Raw genomic sequence first — 24,573 nt, 5'->3', positions numbered from 1 at the left:
AAACGGCATGGAACATCGACTAAGCCAACGAGTAGAAGGCGGGTTGCCCATTCTGGTCTACAAACGTGGCATGCCAGTAGCAACTGGTATGATCCGGGACGCGTCCAGGCGTGGTCTGTTTATCGCGACCGATTATTCAGATGTGAGGCTGAACCAGACGATCGAGCTGTCCTTCCGGTTTCCGGAACGTTCGGAGCGGGGGCACTGCACACTGAGCGCCCATGTGGTTCGGACTGATGATGGCGGCCTGGGGGTTGATTTTGACGGCGTCGATAACGATGCGCTGACCATTTCTGAGCTGATTGCCTGCCTGCAGGAGCAGGCTTCTACCGACCTTCTTGCCGGGCGAGTTCGCAAGCAAATGCACTGACTTTAATAATGACAACAACTGATTCTGTAAGGGACGACTGGCATGGCACGACTTGAAGGAAAAGTAGCTGCGGTAACCGGCGGCGCACTGGGCATTGGCAAAGCGGCGGTTGAAAGGATGGGCGAGCCGGACGACATTGCCTGGGGCATTGTTTTCCTCGCCTCTGATGAGTCCAAATTCATGACCGGGAGCGAACTGGTTATCGACGGCGGCTATACCGCGCATTAACGGCTGAAGCCCCATGACTCTGGCCGCGTATACCATGAGGGCCCTGCCAGCACAGTTGTCTGGGCTGATGGCGATTGCACTGGATCTGCAGTGGAGCTGGCACCACGGATGTGATCAGTTGTGGCGGCAGCTCGATGAAGAAATCTGGGAGGCAACCCACAACGCCTGGCTGGTGCTGAACAGCGCTTCGGCAGAGCGGCTGCAACAGCTGGCCGAAGACCCGGAATTCCTGACCCGGTACCAGCAACAACTGAATCGCCATGAGGCCTTCAACCAGTGCCCGACCTGGTATTCTGAAAACTGCGGAAACCAGCTGGCCACTGGCGTCGCCTGGTTCTGCATGGAGTATGGGGTGTCTGAATCCCTGCCGTTATACAGCGGCGGCCTGGGCGTTCTGGCCGGGGATTTCCTGAAGGCTTCCAGCGATCTGGGTGTGCCGGTCACCGCCGTGGGCTTGCTCTACCAGCAGGGCTATTTCCGGCAGGCCCTGAACGCTGAGGGGGAACAGCTTGAGTTTCACCCCTATAACGATCCGACCATGCTCCCGGTTACTCCGTTACGGGACAGCAACGGAGAGTGGGCAAGGGTAAACGTACCTTTTCCCGGCCGTACGGTTCGCCTGAGGGCCTGGAAAGGACAGGTGGGGCGCTGTGAATTGTTGCTGCTCGACAGTAATGACCCCCGGAATGAGCCCGGCGACCGGGGTATTACCAGCGAGCTCTACAGCGGCGATCCGGAAAAACGCCTGCAACAGGAAATGGTGCTTGGAATTGGCGGCTGGCGCTTGTTGGCACAATTGGGGCGCAAACCTGCTTTGTGCCACATTAACGAAGGCCACAGCGCATTGGCGTTGGTTGAGCGCGCGGTGCACTGGCAACAGCAGAATGAGACCAGTTTTGAAGTGGCGCGGCTGGCAACCAGAGCCACCAACCTTTTTACCACCCACACTTCGGTAGCTGCGGGTTTTGACCGGTTCCCGACGAAACTTGCCCGATTGTACCTGGAGCCCTGGTTGCAGGAGATCGGCCAGTCGCTGGAGACCATACTGACCGTTGCCAATGGCGGTTCAAGCGATTTGAACATGTCGGGGCTTGCGCTGGGTATGAGCGGTCGTTTTAACGGTGTCAGCCAGATTCACAAACAGGTCACTCAATCCATTTTCCAGCCGTGGTTCGGGCGCTGGCCGGCGGCCGATGTGCCAGCAGAATACGTTACCAATGGTGTGCATACCCCGAGCTGGGATTCTCCGGAGGCGGACGAATTATGGACGTCGGCCTGTGGCCAGGACCGCTGGCGACAGCCTATGACGGACCTTTGCCCGCTGAAAGAGACTACTGACCATGATCTCTGGCAGATGCGCAGAAACCAGCGACATCGATTGGTGTATTACCTGCGAGCGCGACTGCAGAGCCAGCATTGTGAGCACAACTACGGCAACAGCGAGGAAGCGGCGTGTGGTCTGCTTCTGGATACTGAGTCTCTGACGCTAGGTTTTGCTCGCCGCTTTACCGATTACAAGCGCCCGGACTTGCTGCTGACAGATCCGGAACGACTGATCCGACTCCTCAGCAATCGGGACCGGCCCCTGCAGATTGTATTGGCGGGCAAGGCCCACCCTCACGACAACGAAGGCAAGGACATCATCAAACGCTGGAAGCAGTTTACCCGTCTGCCGGAAGTAGAGGGGCGCGTGGTATTCATTGAAGACTACGATATGGCGGTGGCCAGCGAACTTATTCAGGGCGTGGATGTTTGGCTGAATTGCCCCCGCCATCCCTGGGAAGCCTGCGGTACCAGTGGCATGAAGGTGCTGGTAAATGGTGGTTTGAACCTGTCCCAGTATGATGGCTGGTGGGCAGAAGCCTGGCAGCCTGAGCTGGGCTGGGCCATTCGGCCGGGAGCCACCTTCGAGGAGTTGAGCCAGACGGATAAACACGATGAGGCGGATGCCGAAGAACTCTATCAGTTGCTGGAGAATCAGGTTGTGCCGGAGTTCTACCTGCGTAATGAACAGGGTTTACCGGCCAACTGGCTGGCGAGAATCCGGGCCAGCATGAACGAGTTAACTGCACGATACTCGGCCAACCGCATGGTGCGGGAATATGTCACGGATTTCTACCTGCCCATGGTGGCCCAAGGCGCGGAGCGCAGTGCAGTAGGTGCTGACGAACTAGTTTCAGTAAAAGAAACCATAGCCCGACACTGGCCACGCCTTAGGTTTGGCGCAATGGACGCACGGGAGGAAGGCCAAAAACTGCGCTTCGATCTGGATGTGTATCTGGATGGCCTGAGCCCGGAACTGGTCGCCGTAGAGTTGGTGGCAGAATCCTCAAGCTTCGGCCCACGCCTGGTGCAGTCTATGGCGTTTAACGGGCCACTACAGGAAGCCGAACAAACGTACCGATATTACTGCACCGTGCCACCACGCCCTCTAGAGCATTTCACTCCGCGCATCCGTAGTCATGAACCCAGGCTAAATCTGCCCCTGGAAGACGCTCACATTCTCTGGCTGCGCTAATCAGCCGCGCCAGAAGCCCGGTGAGAGCACGATCACCACGCTCAGGATTTCCAGACGCCCCATCAGCATGCCTACTGACAGAATCCACTTGGCAGCGTCGGGCAGCGGCGAGAAGTTCCCGGCGGGGCCAATGATATCGCCAAGGCCGGGACCAACGTTGGTCAGTGAGGTGAGGGCGCCGGAAAGGGCAGTGACAAAGTCGAGCTGAAGGGATGCCAGCAACACGGTGATCACCAGCAGACACAACAGGAAGATGAAGGTATAGGCAATCATCGAGGAGATGATTTCGTCGCTGACGGCACGGCCGTTGTAGTTACGGGTAAATACGGCCCGTGGGTGCAACAGCCGCATTAACTGCTCTCGCAGAATGATCAGCGATAGCTGGAACCGGAAGATTTTCATGCCACCGGCGGTTGAGCCTGAGCAGCCGCCCACAAACATGAGGAAGAAGAACACCACAAAGGCCAGAGGCCCCCAGGCGGAATAATCTTCAGACGCGTAGCCCGTGGTCGTAACAACGGAAGTCACATTAAAAAGCGTGGCTGCGTAATTGTGAATCGGATCGAAGGGTACCGGGGATACCCACCAGCGATAGAGCGTGAGCATGGCCGGCACCGCGAACAGAATCCCCAGGAACAGACGAACCTGCTGATCACGGAACAGAACCCCATGCTGGCCGTGCATTTCCCGCACAAACAGGAAGAACGGCAGGCTGCCGATGATCATGAAAAAGGTGGCTTCCAGCAGGATAAGGTCGTTGAACTTACCCATGGACAGGTCTGAGGTTGAAAAGCCGCCTGTGGCAATGCTGGTCAGGCCATGGTTGAACGCATCAAACAGAGACATACCAGACAGCCAGTAGGTGACAACCGCAACCACGGAAAACACCAGATACACCAACAGTAGGCCCCGGCTGAGAGTCTTCATGCGTGGCAGAGCCTTTTCCGTCCACTCAGACGATTCGGTAGCGAACAGGCGCATCCCGCCTACCCGCAGGAAAGGCAGCACGGCAACGAACATGCCGATAATCCCGATACCGCCCAGCCACTGAAGGATCGAGCGCCAGAGCAGCAGATCCTTGTCCATCGTGTCCAGGCCGGTGAACACCGTAGCCCCCGTGGTGGTGATACCGGAAGTGCCCTCAAAAAACGCATCTGCCGCCGAGATGTCGTTATCGCTCAGGTAAAAGGGAAGGGCAGATAGAAGGGCGATGACAAACCAGCTGGAGACCGTGAGCACGAACATATAGCGCGGTTTCAGTTCGCGGGGTTCACGGTAGGTCAGCAACAGCCCCAGAACACCAAGCACGCAAACAATAGCCGCCGATTCGGCAAACGCGATGGCATTGGGTGCACCGGAAGGGGTGGCAGCCAACAGCAATACCGGTAACGTCATGAAAACACTCAGAAGTATAAACATGACGCTGACAATGAAGACGACAGGGGCTAGGTTTCTCAAGGCACGCTCAAGCCAGCTGACAAAAAGACGGCGTCAGCATACCCGCGGGCTTGCTCAACCGCAAGGAAACAGGCCCCGGACAGAAGTATTAACCCGGAATTAAATCGGCGTAAAAAACGGGTAAATACGGAACCCACCTATGGCGGGAATCGTCGGACTGATGCACGTTTACTGTCAGGCCGTGAAGGCCTGTATGAACAGGGAGAAAGATTATGAAGACCACAAGAAAGGTTCTTGTTGCATCAACTGCCTTCGCCGGGCTGGCCCTGGCGGGGCTTGCTTCTGCCCAGGACATGTATAAATCCGGTGTTGGCGGGCTCTACGCCGGCCTGAATTACACCTTCATGGAAACCGATTTCGATGGCCTGGCAGAAGCCGACACCGGCACCTTGTCTGGCAAGGTCGGCGTGATGGCCACGGACTATTTCGGTGTTGAAGCCCGGGCGGGCTTTGGCGTGGATGATGACCGAATCGGCGGTGTTGACGTAAAAATCGATAACTTCTTCGGTGGCTACGGCACGGTGAACGTGGTTAATGAGAGCCCGGTAACACCCTACGCTGTTTTCGGCTTCACGCGCATTGAGGCCGAAGCTGGCTCAGTGGAAGACGACGATTCGGATTTCTCGTACGGTGCCGGCGTGAACGTGAAGTTTGCCCAGAACCTCTCAGGCAACCTCGAATACATGCGCTATTACGATGACGATGACATTACCGTAGACGGCATCGGCCTGGGTGTTCAGGTTAACTTCTGACAGTAAGATAGCCACAGCCTGCGGGGTGGAACCTCGCAGGCTTTTTCGACTTTAGCCGTTCATCACAGAGCCAAGCAGAATGACCCCGGCATAACCCACCGTATACGCGGCCAGAAGGTGTAACGCGTACTTTAGATAAGCCGCGAAGGTGAGCCCGTCGATTTTGCTCATGGCTACAATTCCCGCCGCAGAGCCGATTACCAACAACGAACCGCCCACACCAACGGCATAGGTTAACCCCATCCACTCCGCCGGGCTCATATTGATGCCGGATTTTAGAAGCGCAGCCGTTAAAGGCACGTTGTCGATGACTGCGGAGAAGATGCCCATCAGATAGTTGGCGTATACCGGCGGCATCACATTATAAATTGCCACCAACGAATCCAGAGCATGAATCTCCTTGAGCATGCCCACCAGCAGCAGGATACCCAGGAAGAACAGCAGGGTTTCAAACTCGATAACCCGGATGTATTCGAGAATCGGGTCCAGATCCGAGTCGTCGCTCATGAAGCGGGACACCAGGAACATGATGGAAAGACCAAAAAGGAAGGTCAGCACCGGAGGAATACTGAATAACGCGTTGCCAGTAATGGTGGCAATGATTGTAACCAGAAACAGGCCCGCGATTACCGCGTCTACGGTTCGGACTTCATTGGAACTGGCTTTCAGGGTAACGGTGCCGGACAGACCGCCAGAAAGAAGCACGGCCAGCAAAAACACCGTGATTGAAGCGGGAATGGCCAGTGTCAGCAGCGTCAGGATTTCCACTTTGTCTGCCAGGAAGATCATCAGCGTGGTGACATCGCCGGTGATCAGTGAAACGCCGCCGGAGTTCACTGCAAATACAACCAAAACAATAAATTGTAACCGCTTCTTCAGATCCAGGTTTAAAGAGAGAATCAGGGAGCAGGAAACCAGTGTTGCTGTGATGTTATCGGCCAGGGAAGAAAACACGAAGCAGAACAGACCGGTCAGAAACAGCAATCGCCGCTCGGTGACCTGACGAGGCATGATCAGGTAAATCATGTTTTCGATCATGCCTTTCTTGTTCAGGTAGGCCACAAATGTCATCGCCGCCACCAGAAACAGCCATAACCCGGCGATCTCGGCAATGCTTTCCGAAAGGCCAGAGGAAACTGCAGCGGTTTCGTCTACACCGGAACTGAACAGAAACAGGAGAACCCAGCTGAGCGTGCCAAAGAACAGTGTGGTTTTCGCCTTGTTGACGTGAATGACTTCTTCAAAGATGACGCCGAGCAGCGCCAAAATGGCAACAGCAATCAGAACAGCTTCAAGAATCGGCATTTTGGAATCCTGAACCCCGGGGAAGATTAGGCAGCGATTCTAAACCCATTAGCGGGAGCCTCCAAGATTAGTAAACTACGGAACACTGCCTATACTTGAATCTGACGCACATCAAAAGGGCATTCGCTCTTTCTGTTATTGATGGAACAGTCACAACGGGGAGAGAAAGTTATGAAACACAGTTTGAGAACGCTGGTCTGTGCCACCCTGATTTCGCTGCCACTCGCTACCTTTGCCCAGGGCGGATCCGGGCAGGGCGGTCAGGCAGGAATGATGAACCAGGAACGGATTCAGCAAATGCAGCAGAACATGGATCGAATGAACCAGACCATGCAGCAGATGCAGAATGCGACGACCAGAGAAGAACGCCAACGCCTGCGGCAGGAACATATGGAGCACATGCAGGAACACCTGCAGATTATGCGAGAGTCCGGAATGGGTCCAGGCATGATGGGCCAGGGCGCGGGAATGATGGGGCAAGGCATGGGAATGAACGGCCAGGGCCCCGGCATGGGCAACCGAAATCCTGGTCAGGGCCAGATGAAGAATCAGGGGCCTGGCAACAGCGGTCAGGGAATGCGGCAAGGCAACCCGGCCATGAGCGAAGATCAGCGGCTGCAGCGCATGGAACAACGGATGGACCAGATGCAGTTGATGATGGAACAAATGCTTCAGAATCAGCGCCAGGGAAACCAGTAACGCCGAAAACCAATCAAACCGGGCCTTCTTCCTCTTGATCGCTGCACAATCATCCATTGCGATGAGTAAGTCGTAATATCGATGACTGTTTGATAGAGGAAGAACCATGAAGAAAGCAGCCCTCCAAGTCGCCACCGTTGTTGGCGCTTTCACGTTTCTCGGTGTGGTTAATGCGACAGAGATTAGAACTCCTCTCGTTCCACTTCCTTCTATCGATGATTTCACCAATGGCGACGGCTTGGGCTTTGGTCTTGGGGTGAGCGTTGAGTATGAGACCGCTTACGAGGGTTCGGATGAGTTCGAGTTTGAGGCCGACCCAGCTGGTGGTGTTCAGTGGCGAACCGGAGAAAACATCTTTTTCTGGGCCGGCGAAGCCGTTGGGTGGCGAACGCTGGTGAAGGATTCCTGGTTATTTCAGACATCTATAGGGTATGAGGAAGGCCGGGAAGAGAGTGACTCTGAAGATGGAAGACTCGACGGTTTAGGTGAGTCGGATTCCGGCGTAGCAGTACTGCTGGAAGCACGTTACGCGCTTACTGACGACTGGCGTTACTTTTTGGATGGGCGCGTATCAGCAGGAGAAATTGGTACGCTCGGAATTTTCGGCGCAGGAACGTGCTTGGCGTGCCAGGCTGATGGTACTGGCTGGGAAGTGGGTGCTGCCGTGACTTTCCACGATAGTAAGCTCGCAAACCGGGACTTTGGCGTGACCACACAACAATCCATCGATTCGGGGCTGCCGGAAACTGATGTTGATAGTGGGTATAGATCGACGGGCGTTAATGTCAGCTACCGCAATTACCTGGGCAAGAACTGGCAGATCTTCGGAGAAGCTCTGTACGAAGCGTTCGGGAGTGATGTATCCGACAGCCCAATCACTCGAAATGATTATGAGGCGGAAATAGGCGTTGGCTTCATTTATGTTTTTTAGGTTTGGCTGGCGCACGCAGGGATGCGCTCAACGTCTGTACCGAAGAGGCGGGAGTGACAGCTTCCATAAAGTGCGTACGCTATGCCTCATAACATATGATTTAACATAATATACATTATGCGCAGTCTGGTATCCGTTCAAATAACATTATTACGGTATACGACCACTAGACGTCCACACAAAGTACTAAATTTTTCAACACAAAGTTCTAAATTTCCACGCAAAGTACTAATTCAGGCGTTTTGCCCTGTTACCGCGTGATTTTTTCTGTGAGAAGCTCGTGATTTCTTGGAAATCCATTGTTCCCTTATTAATTCCGTGTCGGAGGCGTAAACTTGTACTTCAACATTGCAGGTTTCTCTACCAGCGAATGCTATCGGAGGATTTATGGCTACCCCTGAAGAAAGCCTTGCGGAGCTACGTGAAAAGGCTTCACGTGAGGCCCTGCAAATGTTTCATGGCAACCAAGACGAAGCCGAGCGCTGGTTGAAAAGCCCCGTCCTAGGGCTTGGTTACAAAACTCCTGCAGAGTGTTTTGAAACTCGTGAAGGGATAGATCGAGTTAGGACATTGATCGCACGCTTGGAGCATGGAATCATAATTTGACGGTGATACCGATCACTTAGGTCGTGGGTGTTTCGCGGAGAGAATCCTATGAGTACCAAAGCATCAATTACCGCTGGTGAACGACACCATCTCTACTTCCAGGAGTATTTGAATACTGAGCCTAAGAACGTTTTCTTTGAACTCACCCGGCCCCGCGAATTCACGATTTCGAAAGAGACAACGCGGGACGGTGTTATCGATAACCTAGTCGTGGAAATCCCGGCCGCGATTATGGATGACATTGCGATCGCCTGGATAAAGAAGCGGAAACTGCAAGGGGCTGTTGGCGGCCCCGTCGGGAATGAATGGGGAAGCCCAGACTGCCCCTGGGAGTGAGAGTTCCCTATCGATCTGGGAAAAATCCGTTAAAAACATTATTACGGATTATATCTTTACCCTCTCCTCGCATCCGAGCGGCTTACCAGGAGCTTATCCGATGAGCAAAACCGGCCAGGCACGCGTGCTCACGCCCGAACAGTTCGCCCACCTCTTAGGTGCTATCCAGAAGCATCGCTACCCGGAAAAGAACACGGCGCTGGTTCAGATCAGCTTCAAGCTTGGACTGCGAGTTCAGGAGATCGCGCTTCTTCAGATCAAGGACGTCGCCGAGCTCGGCCCTGAAAGTTCTGGTCAGCGCTCGTTCAAGCTTAAAGAAATTCTGGCGTTGCCTGCGGCCTACACTAAAGCTGCCGATGCGTTAAAGCGATCCAAATCCACGTACCAGCGGCGTCGAATCAGCTTTAGTGTCCACGATTTCAATCAGCTTATTCAGCGAATTGAAACCATGGTCAAGGCCGGTGCCGAGATCAAGCCGGAGGATTTTTATCCTGAGGTCAAAAAACATCGTGGTAAATCACGTGATCTTCCGATGAATGACGTTGCGCTGAGAACTGCGATAGAAAATCACCTTGCGATCCGCCTTGCAGCACATCCCTCAGTGAAAAAGACCGCCCCCTATTTCTGACTCAAAAAGGAGGCCCCTACTCTCCCAATACTCTCCCAATACTCTCCAGGAACACTTCGCTCTCATGCAGCGGCACTGGGCAGGAATTGAGTGAGCAAGCTCCCACAGCGGGCGCCGGACATTGATGACAAATATCATTCATGATCAAAAAAGTCCGTAAAAATTGCACAAACAATCGCCGGCCATGTTTCACCGTCAACAACGTTGATTTATGAAGAGCCTCCAGAAGAGTCACTTAAGAAAGCACTGCAGGACGCTGGGTACAAATATGTTGGTTAGCCCATTAGACGAGTGTAACTGGGCCACATTGATCATTTAACGACGGTTTGATGGCCCGAGTGAGTGTGACGCTAAGTCCTCGGACCTTCTCATCGCTAACTTCCAGCATCTGGGGATTGGGCATTGAACGTAAAGTTGCATGAGGGCCACGAAGAGCAGCCTAAAAACGGCTGTCCATCCCTTTTTCTCCGTCTCATGACAAGAGTGCCATCCGCGCATGACGGACACTGCAGACCTTCTTTAACTTCCTGTTTTAGTCTTGAAAATTCGCCAAACCGGTTTTTCCATTCATTCGCCAGGTCCTCAAAACCTAGGTTGGAAAAGAATTCAGCCAAGGTTTTGGGGAATACGCTGTGTCCGAATTGATCGTTTACGACGTTAGCATCTTCCCTAAGTGACTCAATCTTTCCGCTGTGCAGCATGTAGGAGACAGCAAAAAAGCCTCCATAATTGCGGGTTTCACCAAAAAGAGGCTTTGTTGTCACAGCAATAAATATGTAAATTTTTACTTGATCCTCTTGCAACTCTCGAGGAATCTTTCCCCGATTAAACCCCAAGAATGTCGATTTCAGCTCCCATCCAGAATGAGAAACAAGTCGACCGTTCATCTCCTTTTTCTTCGAAGGGTAAATAAATCTGACTACCTGCTCTGCAGGAACTATTCTTTCCAGTTGGGACTCAATACCTTTGCTTTTTTCGTTAATCCTATTAACGAGTTCATTAACACCGTCTATTATTTCACCCTCAAGCCGCCTTCTTGTTTCAAGCGCACGCTGAATTCTGGCTTCTTTGGCAGCTGCTATTTCCCTTCGCTGCTCTCTTTCTATCTGAAGATTACTGATTTTCTTAAAATAACCCTCAATTTCAGATCTAGCTTTCTCAAGTGATATTTTGAAAAACTCACGGTTCTTCTGATAACGATAAGGATTAAGCGTCCGGTGAATATCTCTCTCAGATTTGCGCAAATCATCAGGGCTACATTCCCAATACTCCTCAACTATAAACTCACCCGGGACGCCCGTAGTAGACAACTGGGCTGCTCGCTCCTGCGGCGAGTTAGTGGTCATCCCGACCTTCAAAAGCCCCGGCATAGACTTATTTGAAAGGATATAAAGGTAAGCCATTAATCTCACTCTATCGTTGGTAGAGGACCTTTTGAGAGGAATCTTTATCAAGCATCAGTCATGATCCCGGAGATTGTCCCAGTCGATAAGCCGCTGCGAAAATTATCCCCAGGTTGGTCCTCTTCTTTGTCCCTTTTGACTTTCAGTTTCTAAACTTCGAATGTCTGTGTCCTTTTTAGTTTTTGCTGATCTGATATCAACCGGATATCTGTACCCGGTTCTGTCATGACCTGTTGGCAATGCTTCAAGGCCAAATCTATCTCGTTATATTGGAAAGAATGCTTTTTGCCGCCTGCATTGAGGGGGCTGCCAACGTACTTAACTTCCACGCAGATTGCATAGATGCTTCGGCGAGACTAGCTGTCTTCATTCTTCTTTACCCCTAATTCCTCTCGCAATTCATTAGCGAGACTGGAGGAAAGCTCAGCAAAACCCTCGAGGCGAGACAAACGCTCTTCCCATTTTTCAGTTTCGTCAGGCTTTTCTCCGGAAAGATTGTTATCGCGAATAAATCGCACAACTGGAGATTCATATCCTTCGTCCGCCCCCGCCTCTCGAGCTAATTCAACCCAAGCCTCTGCATCAGAAATACTGCTTTGAGCAGCAGATCGGAGCGCAAACGAAATAAGAACTCGTGCCGAATAGTCCAACCCCATTGCTAATTCGAGCCATTTCTTTGTAGCTTCGTCTGCTTCTGCGGTGGCAGCCCTACGGAGAACTTCCGGATAATATCGATAACTTGCCTGGTCCAAATCCATAGAGGCAATAGTCCGAACTATGGGCCCCAGCTCGCGCAATGGTTGAAGGTGTTTTGGTATCGCGCTGCGATGTTCCCACAGTTCGAATATAGCCCTCGCGCAAACATTGTGAGCCTCTTCCTTCTCCCTCGAAGTGGCTGTTTGTGCATCTTCGATTTTCTGTGCGATATCATGTGCCATCCAGGAAGCCAGTAGGTCATCGCTGGCATCGAGTTGTTTAGCAAGACGTTTCCCAAGTTGAATAACTGCTTCAGAGCGCGTAAGCGACACCATCATCCTCCATCAGATAGTAACGAACGTAGGGCCAGGGGTACGACTCGAAGATATCCCTGTCAGGCCCGTATTTCGGGGGAAGCCGACGGACCGATACACTTACAATGAGCCGCTCGTCAGGACATGATGCCAATAGGTCGCGCAGAAATCCCCGGTTTGCACAAAGTCTGGCCCCTGGTACCGTCTCTTCATTCAAGCCATAGCCTTGCTTTCGGGTCCAGATTTCACTCCTAAGCACTGCCCCGTTGTTGGCTTTCCATATACGCCCATCAGTGGAGGCCTCTAGTTTAAGGCGTCCAATAATGCTCTCAGATGGTGCTGGCCCCGGGTACTCGAGTTTTTCAGACCACGGGTCTCCTTTATCAAGGCCTGGCGCAGCAACATAGTCAGTTACCCATCCCCACAAGTTGAACGGCGTACGCCCTATATTGTCATTCATTTCAAAACTAGGAAGGGAAAACCTATCCAACTCCGTCGCAGTCTGGAGTGCTGCAACTAGCGCTTCAGCAACTGATTTTGAGACGAAGGCACTACGAATTGAGACCGTCTCACCGCGATTGTCCTCTCCGCCAGTCCAATGCCCCCAAAGCACAGTGGAACCATCATCAGCAGAAAGTTTTTGGTCGATATACTCTTTCGTCACCTCCCAGCACCAGTTGCTGTCGTTATAGCGGTTTCGAAGGGGAGGATCTTCGACAAGTCTTGGATCGCGGCGATCTGAAAGCCAACCTCCATCATTGCGAGCTGGCAGATAGCGCGACAGCCAATCATGGAACTCGTTTTGGGGATCATCGACATTTCGTCGCACTGGCTTCTCATTTAATAAAACCGCTGCCGAAAACATCATCGCGTGATATCCATGGTAAGAGCACAAGTCGTCTGTTCGGGGTAGCTCTCCATGTGAATGACTTGTTTCTCTTTCGCCAAAAATTCTCCTAAGGTACCGAGGATCACCTCTTCGAGTATTCTCTCCCTGCCAACCCATATGCTTCCGCAAAGCTTGACGTGCTCGTCTTTCGGTAGCTTTTTCTGTCAGTCCGAATGCGCGTCCAAGAGGGGCTAACCAGTAGGGGCCGATATCGATGCCGAAATAAAACCTTTTGTCGTCGCTAAGCACTTCTTCCTCGGAGGATTCTTCATCGTCCGCTGGATCACGCCATCCTTCATAAACTTCTTCAGGTAAGCTGGGACTATTGATGAAGGCCAGCTCCTCTAACTCGCGCGTTTGGACTTTCTCGGCCTTCAAGACATTCCGAAGCGCTTGAGCGGAAAGTTCTCTGATCAAAACATGCTCTTCATTGAGCCATCGTCTTAAAACTGGCGCTATCGGTAGCAAGGCAGACGGATTTTCGATTCCACCCCGCGTAAGTCCGATCAGTAGCCACAAGCGTGCATGCCATAAATAGAATGGCAGTGACTGATCTATGAAGGGCCCGCCGGCTTTTAATTCAGCAACGCAAACGATCTCCTCGACAAACTCCGTCCATCCAAGCTCGACAATCGATCTTACAACGTGCGCGTACTGCCAACGCTCTGACGATTCTGGCGCTCCTAAGCCGGCCCAAACATAACCGGCAAGGGCAGATAACAGAGTTTCCGGAGGTTCCAGTTCTGGGCGCCATGCACCATCTCCGTCCTCTGGTCGAAGCACTTCTTCAAGAAGGTCAAAACCGAAATTCAGTGCTTCATTGGCCTCTTCAGGGGAAAGGCAGTCCGCAAGAGGGTCAACCAACTGAAATAATCCTCTTGCGTCGAGCTTGTCTAACCGCAAGAGGAAGCCTTCCAGGATTGCTTGAATAACTTCTGAATCTGGAACCAGACCCTCGTTGTCGAGTTTTTCGAAGGGCAAGAACACGCCCCAGCCACGTCTTTGTATAAACTCGGGTTCACGTCGACACACCGAAAGCACTGAATTTTTTAGAGCATTTTTAACTGATAACTGTTTGAGCGCTTGATGGGGTATTGAATCCAGCAGATATCTTAACTCGAAGATTCTGAAATCTGGCCAGGAGCTTATACAACCAATCAACTGGGGCTCTTGACCTACTTTCAATCTTGCAAAAGCTTCCCGAAAAAAGGTCTCAATTTCAAAAGGCGGATCAAAGTTTCGCAACTCAGCATACGCTGCTCTAAGGTCTCCAGGGTCAGTAAAATCAACGCTCTGGAAGAGGGTGTCCCAGTTTGGTGAGCATCTCTCAGTATCCGTATCTGTAGGCCCGAATGTCTGCGCTTTAGACGCTTCAACCGAAGCTTTTCTCTTGCCGGCAGCAATAAGACGGTCAATGTCCGGAAACTCCAGTCCATATTCAACGGCGAGATGTTTAATTTCACTCGAAACTGCCGGAGCGGATTCCTGAACTCGAATGTAGCGATACGCAACCTGAGCAAACAATGTACGCTTTGATGTATCAGTTTCTGTGCTCAGCAGGCGCTCTAGATCTGATACCCGATCCCATCTCGCTTCTACCCCACCGAATGCTACTGGAGTGATTTCCGTAAGTTGTCCTTGGGCAACAAGATGGTATATGACGATCGGCAGAAGGCGCCCGGTCTCACCGAATCTTCGATCACGCCACCGACTGAGGATGGACAATGCTGATGAAGCACAGAGGTTGGTCAAAGCACTAGTGGTTCCGTTCCAGTCAAAATGCTTATCACGTGCCACGTACTCGTATGTAAGTTCGGCTATGCGTGAAAGTCGGTACGCCGTATGCGGAAGTGGTTTGCTCTGCTCACCTGCAGATTCTGCGAGATGCAGAAAAGCTGTCCAGCGATCAAGGTTCTCATCACCAATACGGCTTGCAATATCCACAGCGCGATCAAAATAGCCCCGGGCTTCTGCTGGATTTACCGCTAATATTGCACGCGCCAGGTCCAGGTACGAGTCAGAGCGTGATTCCGCAGGTTCTCGCGAAACTTCTAACACCTGGTATGCCTGAGAAGCAAAGTCCACCGCTAATGACTCGAATCCAGGCACCCTGGCAGATTCGTGGCATAACGCAGTAAGTGTATTTGGCCAGAGTAGGTCTTGCTGGCTATCCAACCATGACTTGAAGGTTTCTATCTGTGGTGAGGGGGTTGCGAAGGAAGATACTCGTAAGATGCGTAACCACTCAAGTACCATCGCTTGTCGGAGACCCTTGTCTTCTCGGTAAATTCGTGACTCCGATGCCGAGGTCTGTTGAAGAGCATGTTCTATTGTCTCCGCCAAGTTTTCAGGCTGACGGCCACAAATAATCTCAGCGGATAGAACAATCCACGGCAATAGCCCGCCAACCTCTCTCTGGAAAGTATCCACCTCACGGCTGTGGCCATAATGGTGTGAGGAATCCAAGTGCTCACGCACATTTAAGGGAGCGATATCTTTCAGGCTAAGCCGCTTTTCTCTGAGCGCCGCGTCAAGTGCATAAGCTCGAAGCAATGGCATCCGGCCAGATCCAAAGCGGTCGGAAAGATCGGGAGGTGGCTGAGCAGGAAGGTAACGTTGAAGTGTCCTAGCCCATTCATCTGGCTTCGTCGGCAACACACGGACAGCCATTTCAATGGCGGATCGAATGGCGTCCAGAATGGTCCATTTCGTATTCCAAGTCTCGGATCCTGTCGGGTCGACACGCCGATCAGAGAGCAAATGTATCAGCCTTGCTAAAGGAGAAGTGGGAATAGAATAATTGGTATCACTCACGCTCGAAATCAGGCCCAAAAGCAACCAAATATCGTTGCCGGCAGCCTCCGCAAGAGCATCGATTTTCTCGTACTGACAGAGATCCACGAGGCGTTTTCCCAACCGGCGCCCGACTTCAAAAGCAATCCGACGGGGCCTCCAGCGCCTCAGAAAACTGGCTGCATCTGCAGGACCGCGTAAGCGAAGAATCGCCAGCGCAATCTCTGTTTTATCTTCGTTACTGACATCTTCAGTTCTTCGTTCCTCGTCAGGCAATTTGGCCCAAGTCCAGAGCCAATCAAGTGCCATTCGGAGTCGGCTGGAGGCAAGAGCAAAGAATTCTTCGCGCCCTGAAAGGATGCCAGCATAGTAAGCGTGGTGAGACCCCATCCAGGTGGAGGCAAAGATTCTCCGTGAGACAAGTTCCTCCACACGATCAGGAGCCATAAGCTCAGCGACGATATCAGTGTTGTCTTGAATCAGATTGTTCTGTCGTTGTTCTCCTGCACATTCAGCACCACTCTTAATTGCAATTTTTGTAGCTGCCAAATATTGCTTCTGTTTTAGGCAAGCCTTCAATGCAAAAGTAAGGCGCTGAAGCTCGACATCTCTCTTTTCTAGAGGATTATCAGAAGGCAAGCCCTCTCCAGAAAGGGCGAGCTCTATGAGTTCGCCTATCTTCCCAGCTTCCAAAAGTAGTTGTGGAAGTGCCGCAGCGGCGTAAGAGCTTTGTGTCGCAAGTGGTCTCAGTCGTTCAAGAAATCGAGACAAGTCTGAGCTTTCTGGCTTAAACCGTTCACGAAACCAAGTTTCGCTGGGCTCATCACGGAAATGCAGGCTATTCCCTTTCACCAACAATGGACGACTTAAACTTAGGGCAAAGGTTCTAACAGCGCTTTCCGAGGTTCCAGAAAGCTTGGCGAGAACAGGGATAGGTACCAGCGGGCGAAGGATCGCAAGCCCTTGGCAGATAACCTCAATTTGAGAAGCTTCGATGGCCCCCTCTTTATCACGCAGTCTGGCCACTTCACGGTCAAGCAGGTCACCTATTGCACGGTCGACAGTCGTGGGCTCAGGGCCCAGTCGTTTCAACATTTCTTGAAGCGGTAAGTTTTGTGAGAGTGCCAATGCCTGCACACGCGGATTCGAGCTGCTCAGAACAGCGAATTCCAAAATATCTTGCTCGGTTGCCGAAGGATAGGAACCGCGAAGATGTCTCCCAGTTTCCTCGTCACTGAACGGGCGCAGTTTTATCTCTTGAACATCAGGGGGTGCTTCAAGCATCGAGCAACGATGGGTCCGACAAGTAAATGCAAGACGCACTCCCTCCGGTAGAGGGGTTCGGATAAGGTCTTTAACAAAGCTGGAAGAATCTCCTTTTTCCTTTGCCGCCATTTCTGCATTGTCAGCAGCATCAATAATTAGACAAAGCTTTGCGTCTGAATTCCTGGCCTGCAACAACCCAATAGCCTGGGCGAGTCGGTGTATGAAAGCGCGCATATACTGCTTGGTGCCAGCATGCGCAGTCGGTATCAGCGGATGACACAACCCCCTCGCTGCCAACTCATTGGCCATTTGCACGAGGGCGTCAGCATGAGTATGACGAGAATAAAGAGAACTTCGGTAAAGACCATCACCGAAACAGTCGTAAAGAACAGCCTCAGAATCGGGAGGAACTTCAGCCGCCAATCTAGAAGCGAGCACTGACTTTCCAACACCGCCTTCTGCATGAATTACAATAGGGGATGTTGCGGCAAGGAACTCTCTAAGAATTTCATTTTCTTGGTCGCGAGGAAGGGTGCCCGAGGGATCCGGAATTAAACAAGGAGCAGGTTGTAGATCATCTTCTGATGACTTCAGGGCGCGAAGCACATCGTATCGGCGAACGGACGGATTTGACTTAAATTCTGTAGTCGCCTTGCGCGTAATGAGGTCTTTCAACTGCAATGGAGCGTCGCAATCTGCGTCTGGAAGGTAAGAGGAAAGATCCTGCACCAAGAGATTTCGCTGTCCCCAGAGATCGTCCTCTTCACCGTCAACTACAAACAACTTAAAGAAAAGCGCTGCGCGATTTTCTTCCAGGCCGGTGTAATTTAGTAGAGCCTTATGCACTGCCTGATGGCGCTTCTTTGTTCCTAAAGCGAAATCGGCTAACGCTTCTTGAAGCTTGGGATCTATTGGGCGATTCGTTGTAAATTCGAATCGAAACCTCCGCGCTACATCCTCATCGGAGAAATTTTCCGTAAGCTTTCTGTAACGGCCGGCGAAGCCTTGAATCGTCTTTTTTAGTCCGCCAACGGTCCAGGGTACAGCATTCGCACGCGTGGAATGTTTCAACTGAACATAACGAATTAAATCAGCTTGATCGATGTTCTCGGAACCAAAATAGAGCCCGACATCAATCAGCTCTTCTCCCTCATCAATCTCACCACCTTTAGCTTCTTGCGTCGACGCTCCTTCAATTGTGATCGCTACAAGATCCGTCTGCCCGGGCAATAGTTGCAGGCACTGACGTGCTGCCCAGTTATAGTGAAATTGGTCTCCATCCCTGCTAGGTCGAACGAGGTCTACCTTGGACATAAATTCCTTAAGAACAGCTTCTTACGGATTGAACCGTTATTTTAATGTTTTTCTTTGAGACTCACAGATTAGTGAGTTCCGCTGACAGAGAGGTCGGTTGACCACAATCGACTCAGATAAATATATGCTAACTACTCGGTTTAAGTAACCCCTGTTTCTGAGGACCTCGTTAAATACATTTGCTGGGAGTTACTTAACAGAGCGGCGTCCATCTAACGTGGAGAGTAGCAATTTGGTTTATCAGCGAAAGAGCGATACTTGGTCTAATTTTTAACCTCGGCTTGAATGGTAGGCGCCCGCTAATGAAACTCCACGCCTTCCAAAAAATGGGCTCCATCGAACGTCAGCACATTCGTGTACACCTCTGTAGATTCGACGCTTCGATGCCCGAGTAATTGGCTTACAAACTTCAGCGGACGGCCATGCAGAAGCAGATGCACCGCGAAACTGTGCCGAAAGGTGTGACACCCAATCTTGAACGGCGGCTCTCCCCCCACCTGCTCAATCAGCCGGTCGATGTTGGCGCTGACCGCCTGGCGTGTAATCGGAAAGATCCGCTCGTCCTTCCGAAACTTGCCCATCCACAGGTAGCTCTGGATCCGGGTCTGAAAGTCTCTATCCAGAATCGGGATAAACCGCTTGGGCGAGCGTTGCAGGCTGCGTTTGCTCGGCCGCCCTGCCCCTTGCTTGAGCGTCTTGAGGACCACCCCGAAGTCGTAGCCGTCATCCATGAAACTCGCCGGCGTGATCGCCAGCACCTCGGAGACCCGCGCGCCGGTGCACCACATCAGATCCAGGATCAGCCGGTGCATGGGGTGGGTCTCGGCCTCCAGCAGCGTCAGCACCTCGGGCTTGAGCAGGTACTTGGGCATGGTGTCGAGGGTCTCCAGCAGCAACGGCCGCTTGTCGATGAGCCGGTCCCAATCGATGGTCACCTCGGTGATCGGGAACGACACCAGCGGACGCTCCTGAAACCCGAGCGAGCGCTTGTTTGGGCGTGGGCGCGGAAATGACCGCGCGCTGGTGATGGATTTTGACATTTCCCCTCCGGGGTTCTGTCAATTTTGGGGTGGAATTACAGGCCTGGCCAAGCGCCCTCTTCCGGTCTCATAAGTATGGCAACCGGCGGGAAAACCGCAAGAAACGGAGGCCGGTTGACGAACTACAGGTAAACGTCAAGCAGCTCTATACTGGTCAATTGTTGATCACCGTCTATACTTAAAAGTCCATAGCCGTCGGGGGGGGGTATACCATGGCTCCGTCCCATCCGCGTCTCACGTCCTCGCTGGGCCAGCTCTCTGTTCGCCTTCAGGAGAACTCCTTGATCCCGACCCAGCAGCCGACGAGCCTCAAACTGACCCGGCGGGCAGATTATTACGAACAGCGATGCGTCAAATACCCCGATCGCGCCTGCTTCCACTGCTACACGGAGTTCCTCCACGCACTCTTGTTAGAAGCGACCCCCCAGGTCACGAGTTTCGTGCCCCAACCTTTCCGCATGCTGGTGGGCCGGGAGCCCTATATACCCGATGTCTACGTCGTCAGGGATGCGCGTATGGAGGTCTTGGAACTGAAGCCTCGGGGCGAGTTCGAGTCCAAAAAGGAGGTGGCGCTGCGAGCGTTTTTTGAGCGATACGACATGCAGTTCCGGGTGGTCAGTAATGAATCCGTGTTGACACAAGAGCGATTGGCCCTGCATTGGCTTCACATTGTTCAAGTCCTTGCTCAGGCACAATATCAGGGCCAGGATACGGCCGTCGAAGAGCAACGCCTGTTTGACGACGCAAAACAAGTATCATCCCTAAGCGTTGGAACCCTGCTCGGCGATACCCTGGATGCGGAGCACTATCGGCGGCAATTGGCGTTGTTCCGTCTACTGCACCGCCACGACCTGCATTGCGACCTGTCGGAGAAGTCGCTCGACTACGACACGGAGGTTACCGCATGGAGCTGACCTGGCGCGCCCGCTTGTTACAGGAACCCGAGTTGGGAAACATCCAGCGTTGGCCGTTTGTCGATCCTCACGCCCTAACGCAAACAGACCGTACTCTGTATTTCCGAAATCTTCGTATCGTCACTGCGGTTCTGGACGGCCAAAAACTACAGGATGTGGCTCAGAGTACGCAGGTGTCCTTGAGTTGGGTTTCGCAATTGATGAAACGCTGTCTGGCCGGCGACGAGGACTCGCCGCCGGCCCTGTCGGCGGGTCTGATCCCCCACCAACACGTGAGACAGTCGAAACGCAAAACTCAACTGGGCACACTGACCGAACCCCGCGGTGCAAGATGCTCGTTTCAGTCTGTACTGCACTCGGTACCGGGCTTGTATTCCTACTTGATGAAACAAATAAAGCGGTCTGTTAATCACCATCGTCGCGGCCAGAACCTCACTGCGAAAGCCTTTCACGCCAGCTTCATAAACTATCTTCGAACCGCCGGCTGGGAGCAGGATACCTACCCCTTCAACCATCCCTCGCTAGGGGCCGAATCGTGTCGTCGCTTTCTGATCGCGTCTGTGCTTGAGCTGCAGATGTCATGGGGGTCATCGCGAGTCATCGGATCCAAAATTCCACCGGTCGGTGCTTTCCAAGAAATCCACATTGACGAGGCTCATCTCGATTGCCATGGCGCTGCGGCCGTGGTTCTGCACGGGCAAATGAAGCCCGTGCGTCTGGGTCGGATTTCACTACTGTTGGCCCGCGATGTTGCCACGGGCTGCTACCTCGGAGCGACATTCGCCCTCTCAGCTCATCCCAACGCGGCCGATGTCCTTGGTTTACTGGAGCAATTGATTCAACCCTGGGAGCCGCCGAAACTCACCACACCGGGTCTGGCCTATCCGTCTGCAATCGGCTTCCCCTCCGCTTTGGATGAAGCATTTTGCCGGCCGGCGTTTGGCGTAATTCGCTTCGACAATGCCTTGGCTCACCTGTCCCACCAGGTTCGCCGGATGGTTTGCGATCACCTCGCGGCAACTACCAATCTCGGGCTGCCCAAGAATCCCAAGGCGCGAGCCTGCATCGAGCAGGCGTTCAAGAAGCTGAACGTGGACATCCATCGTTTACCCTCGACCACAGGCAGTCACCCAACCGACGTCAGACGAGAGCCAGGGCGGCTGAAAAAGGAACCTCCGTTTGTGTCACTGCGCGCTCTCGAGGAAGCGGTAACTGTGCTATTGATCGAACATAACCACCGTCCCCTGGCCAACATGGGCGGTATCTCACCGATCGACCAGATGCGATACCAGATGGCTAATCATCTGTTGCCTCTGCGTGCCAGCAACCCGGTCCCCGGACTCGGACCCTACGAGCGCAGTCAGCAGGCTATGGTTCGGAAAGGGTTTACAGCGGACGAACCGCGCATCAACTTCGAGGGCTGCCAGTACACTGGCGCAGCGATCAACGCCGCCCAGTTGATAAACCAAAAAGTGACGATCGTGTTCGACATTCGGGACATACGTCAGTTAAAGGTCTCGACGCTCAGCGGTGAGGGATTGGGCGAAGTCTATGTGTCGGGGACGTGGATGAGATATCCCCATTCCGTATCGATGCGAAAGCGGGCAAACCGACTAGTCCGTGATCATGTACTGTCCCGATCGGATCCCATGGGTGGGTTTGTCGATTATATGCTGGCTCATTGCCATCTGCCTCGTGAAGCGCTTAGCCTGATGCGCTTCACAGATTCTATCTCTCAACCGGCTGTCACCCCATCAGAGAAACCCGGAAAGAGGTATACAAAAACGACAAATAATCCCGCTCTTGCCCAGGCGTTGTCGGAGCTGCCGGACTGGTCACCAGCCATGGTTAAAAAGCGGAGGTGAGGTATCCTATGTCAGCTGCTTCACTGCTCGAGGACGCCAGTGGTTTCTGGATACCGACGCCCATGTTCGAGTCGATAAAACATCAGATCGATGCTTTGGTCAGCTGTGGCCACACCGGGATGCTCATCATCGGTGAGGCTCGACTGGGGAAATCCAATGCAATGAGGGCGCTTGAGCACGCACTGACGAATCGAAGCGGCCAGTCCATCCGAGTCTTCTACACACATTACGGGCTCCGGGACGTGGGAACCATTCGTGCGGTGTTTGCCAAGACCGCACGCGCGCTCGGTTTTGACGTAAAGCGACAAAGTGCCGACACCTTGCTCGACCACATCGTCATACGACTTGCGGATGCCGCCATGGGGAACGATACACGGCAAGTCGCGCTCGCCGTGGATGAGGCTCAGTTATTAACGATCGACCAGCTCAATGCCTTCGCCGAAATCTATAACGATCTGGTCAACCTGCACATTAACTGCAGCATTTTGTTTATTGCAAACTCAGACCAATTCCATTCGTTAGCCAACGCCTTGTTGCGCCCGGAAAAACGCTATTTGAGAGAGCGTTTTTTTAACAACGTCGTTCGTTTCTACGGCATTCGATCCGAATCCGAACTGAAAGACTGCTTAGCCGGTTACGACGACTATGCCGTGTCAGAGACACCGAGAATCTGCGCCACTGAGTATTTTTGCCCGACGCTGTACGAACAGAGTTGGCGGCTGACTGACATTGCCCCGATTTTCTGGCAGAACTATCGGGAGCGATACGGTATTCCGTTGGGCCAAGAATCCTGGGGAATGGCCCAATTTGTTAGGACAACGCACCTATTGCTGATGGACTATCTGCCACACTGCGATGACAAAGACGACCTACTGACCTTAGAAGCATGCGTTATTAAAAGCCTGGAAGGCGCCGGTATTGTATCAAGCCTCGTGACACTGGTCGGACACAATGACTGACGGGAATGAGGGTGCCCGCAAACTGAACGATGGGCTCCTTTGGAAGCACCCACTAGAAAGTGGCTATGCCCACGCCCGACGTCTACTATCCGCGAACCCGGGGGTCGTGCGGGTCAACCTTCGACCCTTTTTGGGACGTTGGACTGAGCCAGTTCGTCAATGTCCGAAATGCGCTATTCGGGCATTCCACATCGAACTCTATCAAGCCCCGGCTTTGGCGCGTTGCCCCATACATCATTGTCCCTTTGCGTTGGACTGTCCGGAATGTCGGTTAGCGTGGGATCGTTCGTTGAAATCCGGGGGAGCCAAATGCAGCACCTGTGGCGCACTTTCGAAAGAGCGCCGGGGGAAAACACAACTCAAGAGCCGCGACTATCGAAAACTCAGTTGGCTTGCACGGTGGGTCGAACGATGCGAGAAAGAAAAGCGGCGCTATCGCCAACTAACGGTGCGGGATATTCACGACAAGCTGAATCCAGGTCGCGCCTTTGAGCACTCTGTTTTCTCTCCTCCCGATGCATACAGCCCATTTTATCTTGCTTTTGAAGCCGAACGTGTGGGCGGGAAGGAGAGAAAGCGACTGAAAGACCTAGAGGCAATCACCCACCCTCACGCACTCAAATGCCGCACATCCAAGTTGTATCGCTGGTCTGACCAGGGAAATTCGTCCAGACCGCGTCCTGTCCCTCTCGAATCACATACCCATCTTGCCAAGAGAGAAAAAACAAAAAACGAGTTCACCTCACTCCTGACGATTTCATTGAGGCGTTTCCTAAAATCGCAGCAGACTGTGTTACTCCAAGGCCACCAACTTCGCTGGCTTGACCTGGAGTGTTTCAGGCCGGAAGATTTTCGGAAGCCCGATGCCCCATGCCCGATTTGCATCGCGTTCACCCTCTGGTGTCGTTTAATCAATCGGAAGTTTACGAGACAAAAACCGAACCAACAGCTCCCTGCACTCCTCGGGCTTGGTCATTACTTCAGTCATCCAAAAATTCCATTCGGAGTCTATGTTCAAAGCCCAGCCGGCGACCTACGGCCCTCCCCCAGCTTTGAGCGCTGGATGTTCATAAGGGCGTCAGATTACGCTTTTTCGGAGTTCTTAAACTACGCGCTTTGGCTCTGTAAAAGAGCAGCCGATCCGTCGGTTTGCTACAGTATGACTGGCTATCATGGTTCTCAAAATCGCTTCCAGCGAAGGCTCCATCCGTCACAGATCATGGAGGTGCGTGAAGAAAATGGCCAAATAGCCATTCGATACTGGCCTGGCTCACCATTGCACGATGTGC

Annotated in this window: 18 protein-coding genes; 12 read left to right on the top strand and 6 right to left on the bottom strand. The window is 52.7% G+C overall.

Features of this window, described 5'->3' with window-relative positions; genetic code table 11:
* Positions 1-7: 7 nt before the first annotated feature.
* The 3 genes from C7436_RS01845 to glgP are packed head-to-tail and all read left to right on the top strand — an operon-like array spanning position 8 to position 3,116.
* Positions 8-370 carry a PilZ domain-containing protein gene (locus tag C7436_RS01845; RefSeq protein WP_121206497.1) on the top strand — a complete coding sequence of 121 codons (363 nt, stop codon included), beginning with the start codon at positions 8-10 and terminating at the stop codon, positions 368-370.
* 42 nt (positions 371-412) lie between these two features.
* Positions 413-598, top strand: a complete 186-nt coding sequence (locus C7436_RS19035) for an SDR family oxidoreductase (RefSeq protein WP_121206496.1) — start codon at positions 413-415, stop codon at positions 596-598.
* A gap of 13 nt (positions 599-611) precedes the next feature.
* Entirely contained in the window at positions 612-3,116 is a 2,505-nt protein-coding gene (glgP, locus tag C7436_RS01835) for an alpha-glucan family phosphorylase (RefSeq protein ID WP_121206495.1), read from the top strand.
* Here glgP and C7436_RS01830 read toward each other — a convergent pair whose 3' ends face one another.
* Entirely contained in the window at positions 3,117-4,535 is a 1,419-nt protein-coding gene (locus tag C7436_RS01830) for a TrkH family potassium uptake protein (RefSeq protein ID WP_121206494.1), read from the bottom strand.
* 251 nt (positions 4,536-4,786) lie between these two features.
* On the opposite strand from C7436_RS01830, the gene C7436_RS01825 reads away from it, so the two are divergent.
* Positions 4,787-5,326, top strand: coding sequence for a porin family protein (locus C7436_RS01825; protein ID WP_121206493.1), 540 nt, complete (start codon positions 4,787-4,789; stop codon positions 5,324-5,326).
* Between the two features lie 51 nt (positions 5,327-5,377).
* Here C7436_RS01825 and nhaD read toward each other — a convergent pair whose 3' ends face one another.
* Entirely contained in the window at positions 5,378-6,631 is a 1,254-nt protein-coding gene (gene nhaD / locus C7436_RS01820; protein WP_121206492.1) for a sodium:proton antiporter NhaD, read from the bottom strand.
* 171 nt (positions 6,632-6,802) lie between these two features.
* Between nhaD and C7436_RS01815 the strand changes: the two genes are divergently transcribed.
* The 5 genes from C7436_RS01815 (at position 6,803) to C7436_RS01795 (ending at position 9,831) form a co-directional block, all read left to right on the top strand.
* Positions 6,803-7,330: a hypothetical protein gene (locus C7436_RS01815; RefSeq protein ID WP_121206491.1), complete on the top strand. Its 528-nt coding sequence runs from the start codon at positions 6,803-6,805 to the stop codon at positions 7,328-7,330.
* A 106-nt stretch (positions 7,331-7,436) separates the two neighbouring features.
* Entirely contained in the window at positions 7,437-8,261 is an 825-nt protein-coding gene (locus C7436_RS01810; RefSeq protein WP_121206490.1) for a MipA/OmpV family protein, read from the top strand.
* A 387-nt stretch (positions 8,262-8,648) separates the two neighbouring features.
* Positions 8,649-8,867, top strand: coding sequence for an MbcA/ParS/Xre antitoxin family protein (locus tag C7436_RS01805; protein ID WP_121206489.1), 219 nt, complete (start codon positions 8,649-8,651; stop codon positions 8,865-8,867).
* Positions 8,868-8,915: 48 nt separating this feature from the next.
* Positions 8,916-9,203 (top strand): hypothetical protein, encoded by a 288-nt coding sequence (locus C7436_RS01800; RefSeq protein WP_121206488.1) that lies wholly within the window; start codon positions 8,916-8,918, stop codon positions 9,201-9,203.
* 100 nt (positions 9,204-9,303) lie between these two features.
* Positions 9,304-9,831, top strand: a complete 528-nt coding sequence (locus C7436_RS01795; protein WP_211329836.1) for a hypothetical protein — start codon at positions 9,304-9,306, stop codon at positions 9,829-9,831.
* 374 nt (positions 9,832-10,205) lie between these two features.
* On the opposite strand, the gene C7436_RS01790 is transcribed toward C7436_RS01795, so the two are convergent.
* From C7436_RS01790 to C7436_RS01775, 4 genes are all read right to left on the bottom strand, one after another.
* On the bottom strand, positions 10,206-11,234 hold the full coding sequence (locus C7436_RS01790) for a GIY-YIG nuclease family protein (RefSeq protein WP_121206487.1): 1,029 nt from the start codon (positions 11,232-11,234) through the stop codon (positions 10,206-10,208).
* Between the two features lie 356 nt (positions 11,235-11,590).
* A complete protein-coding gene (gene avs3b, locus C7436_RS01785; protein WP_147423415.1) occupies positions 11,591-12,268 on the bottom strand; it encodes an AVAST type 3 anti-phage proein Avs3b in 678 nt (225 codons plus the stop codon).
* Positions 12,243-18,506 (bottom strand): ATP-binding protein, encoded by a 6,264-nt coding sequence (locus C7436_RS01780; protein WP_121206485.1) that lies wholly within the window; start codon positions 18,504-18,506, stop codon positions 12,243-12,245. Before C7436_RS01780 ends, avs3b begins: the two co-directional genes overlap by 26 nt.
* Positions 18,507-18,805: 299 nt before the next feature.
* The gene (locus tag C7436_RS01775) at positions 18,806-19,546 is read right to left on the bottom strand and encodes a tyrosine-type recombinase/integrase (RefSeq protein ID WP_121206484.1); all 741 of its coding nucleotides are present in this window, start codon (positions 19,544-19,546) and stop codon (positions 18,806-18,808) included.
* A gap of 281 nt (positions 19,547-19,827) precedes the next feature.
* On the opposite strand from C7436_RS01775, the gene C7436_RS01770 reads away from it, so the two are divergent.
* From C7436_RS01770 to C7436_RS01760, 3 genes are read left to right on the top strand one after another with little or no spacing between them, the layout of a single operon-like run.
* Complete coding sequence (locus C7436_RS01770; RefSeq protein WP_121206483.1) at positions 19,828-20,460, top strand: hypothetical protein; 633 nt, start codon at positions 19,828-19,830, stop codon at positions 20,458-20,460.
* Positions 20,451-22,325 (top strand): hypothetical protein, encoded by a 1,875-nt coding sequence (locus C7436_RS01765; RefSeq protein ID WP_121206482.1) that lies wholly within the window; start codon positions 20,451-20,453, stop codon positions 22,323-22,325. Before C7436_RS01770 ends, C7436_RS01765 begins: the two co-directional genes overlap by 10 nt.
* Before the next feature lie 8 nt (positions 22,326-22,333).
* Positions 22,334-23,284 carry an ATP-binding protein gene (locus C7436_RS01760; RefSeq protein ID WP_121206481.1) on the top strand — a complete coding sequence of 317 codons (951 nt, stop codon included), beginning with the start codon at positions 22,334-22,336 and terminating at the stop codon, positions 23,282-23,284.
* The last annotated feature ends 1,289 nt before the right edge of the window (positions 23,285-24,573 follow it).

This window comes from Marinobacter nauticus (genome assembly GCF_003634635.1).
Taxonomy (GTDB): Bacteria; Pseudomonadota; Gammaproteobacteria; order Pseudomonadales; family Oleiphilaceae; genus Marinobacter; species Marinobacter nauticus.
The sequence above is the reverse complement of the archived record's forward strand: the minus strand, read 5'-3'. Positions and strand labels throughout refer to the sequence as shown.

Coding starts and splice junctions, on each gene's coding strand:
- C7436_RS01845 (WP_121206497.1), top strand. CDS start 8: ATGGAACATCGACTAAGCCAACGAGTAGAAGGCGGGTTGCCCATTCTG.
- C7436_RS19035 (WP_121206496.1), top strand. CDS start 413: ATGGCACGACTTGAAGGAAAAGTAGCTGCGGTAACCGGCGGCGCACTG.
- glgP (WP_121206495.1), top strand. CDS start 612: ATGACTCTGGCCGCGTATACCATGAGGGCCCTGCCAGCACAGTTGTCT.
- C7436_RS01830 (WP_121206494.1), bottom strand. CDS start 4,535: ATGTTTATACTTCTGAGTGTTTTCATGACGTTACCGGTATTGCTGTTG.
- C7436_RS01825 (WP_121206493.1), top strand. CDS start 4,787: ATGAAGACCACAAGAAAGGTTCTTGTTGCATCAACTGCCTTCGCCGGG.
- nhaD (WP_121206492.1), bottom strand. CDS start 6,631: ATGCCGATTCTTGAAGCTGTTCTGATTGCTGTTGCCATTTTGGCGCTG.
- C7436_RS01815 (WP_121206491.1), top strand. CDS start 6,803: ATGAAACACAGTTTGAGAACGCTGGTCTGTGCCACCCTGATTTCGCTG.
- C7436_RS01810 (WP_121206490.1), top strand. CDS start 7,437: ATGAAGAAAGCAGCCCTCCAAGTCGCCACCGTTGTTGGCGCTTTCACG.
- C7436_RS01805 (WP_121206489.1), top strand. CDS start 8,649: ATGGCTACCCCTGAAGAAAGCCTTGCGGAGCTACGTGAAAAGGCTTCA.
- C7436_RS01800 (WP_121206488.1), top strand. CDS start 8,916: ATGAGTACCAAAGCATCAATTACCGCTGGTGAACGACACCATCTCTAC.
- C7436_RS01795 (WP_211329836.1), top strand. CDS start 9,304: ATGAGCAAAACCGGCCAGGCACGCGTGCTCACGCCCGAACAGTTCGCC.
- C7436_RS01790 (WP_121206487.1), bottom strand. CDS start 11,234: ATGGCTTACCTTTATATCCTTTCAAATAAGTCTATGCCGGGGCTTTTG.
- avs3b (WP_147423415.1), bottom strand. CDS start 12,268: ATGATGGTGTCGCTTACGCGCTCTGAAGCAGTTATTCAACTTGGGAAA.
- C7436_RS01780 (WP_121206485.1), bottom strand. CDS start 18,506: ATGTCCAAGGTAGACCTCGTTCGACCTAGCAGGGATGGAGACCAATTT.
- C7436_RS01775 (WP_121206484.1), bottom strand. CDS start 19,546: ATGTCAAAATCCATCACCAGCGCGCGGTCATTTCCGCGCCCACGCCCA.
- C7436_RS01765 (WP_121206482.1), top strand. CDS start 20,451: ATGGAGCTGACCTGGCGCGCCCGCTTGTTACAGGAACCCGAGTTGGGA.
- C7436_RS01760 (WP_121206481.1), top strand. CDS start 22,334: ATGTCAGCTGCTTCACTGCTCGAGGACGCCAGTGGTTTCTGGATACCG.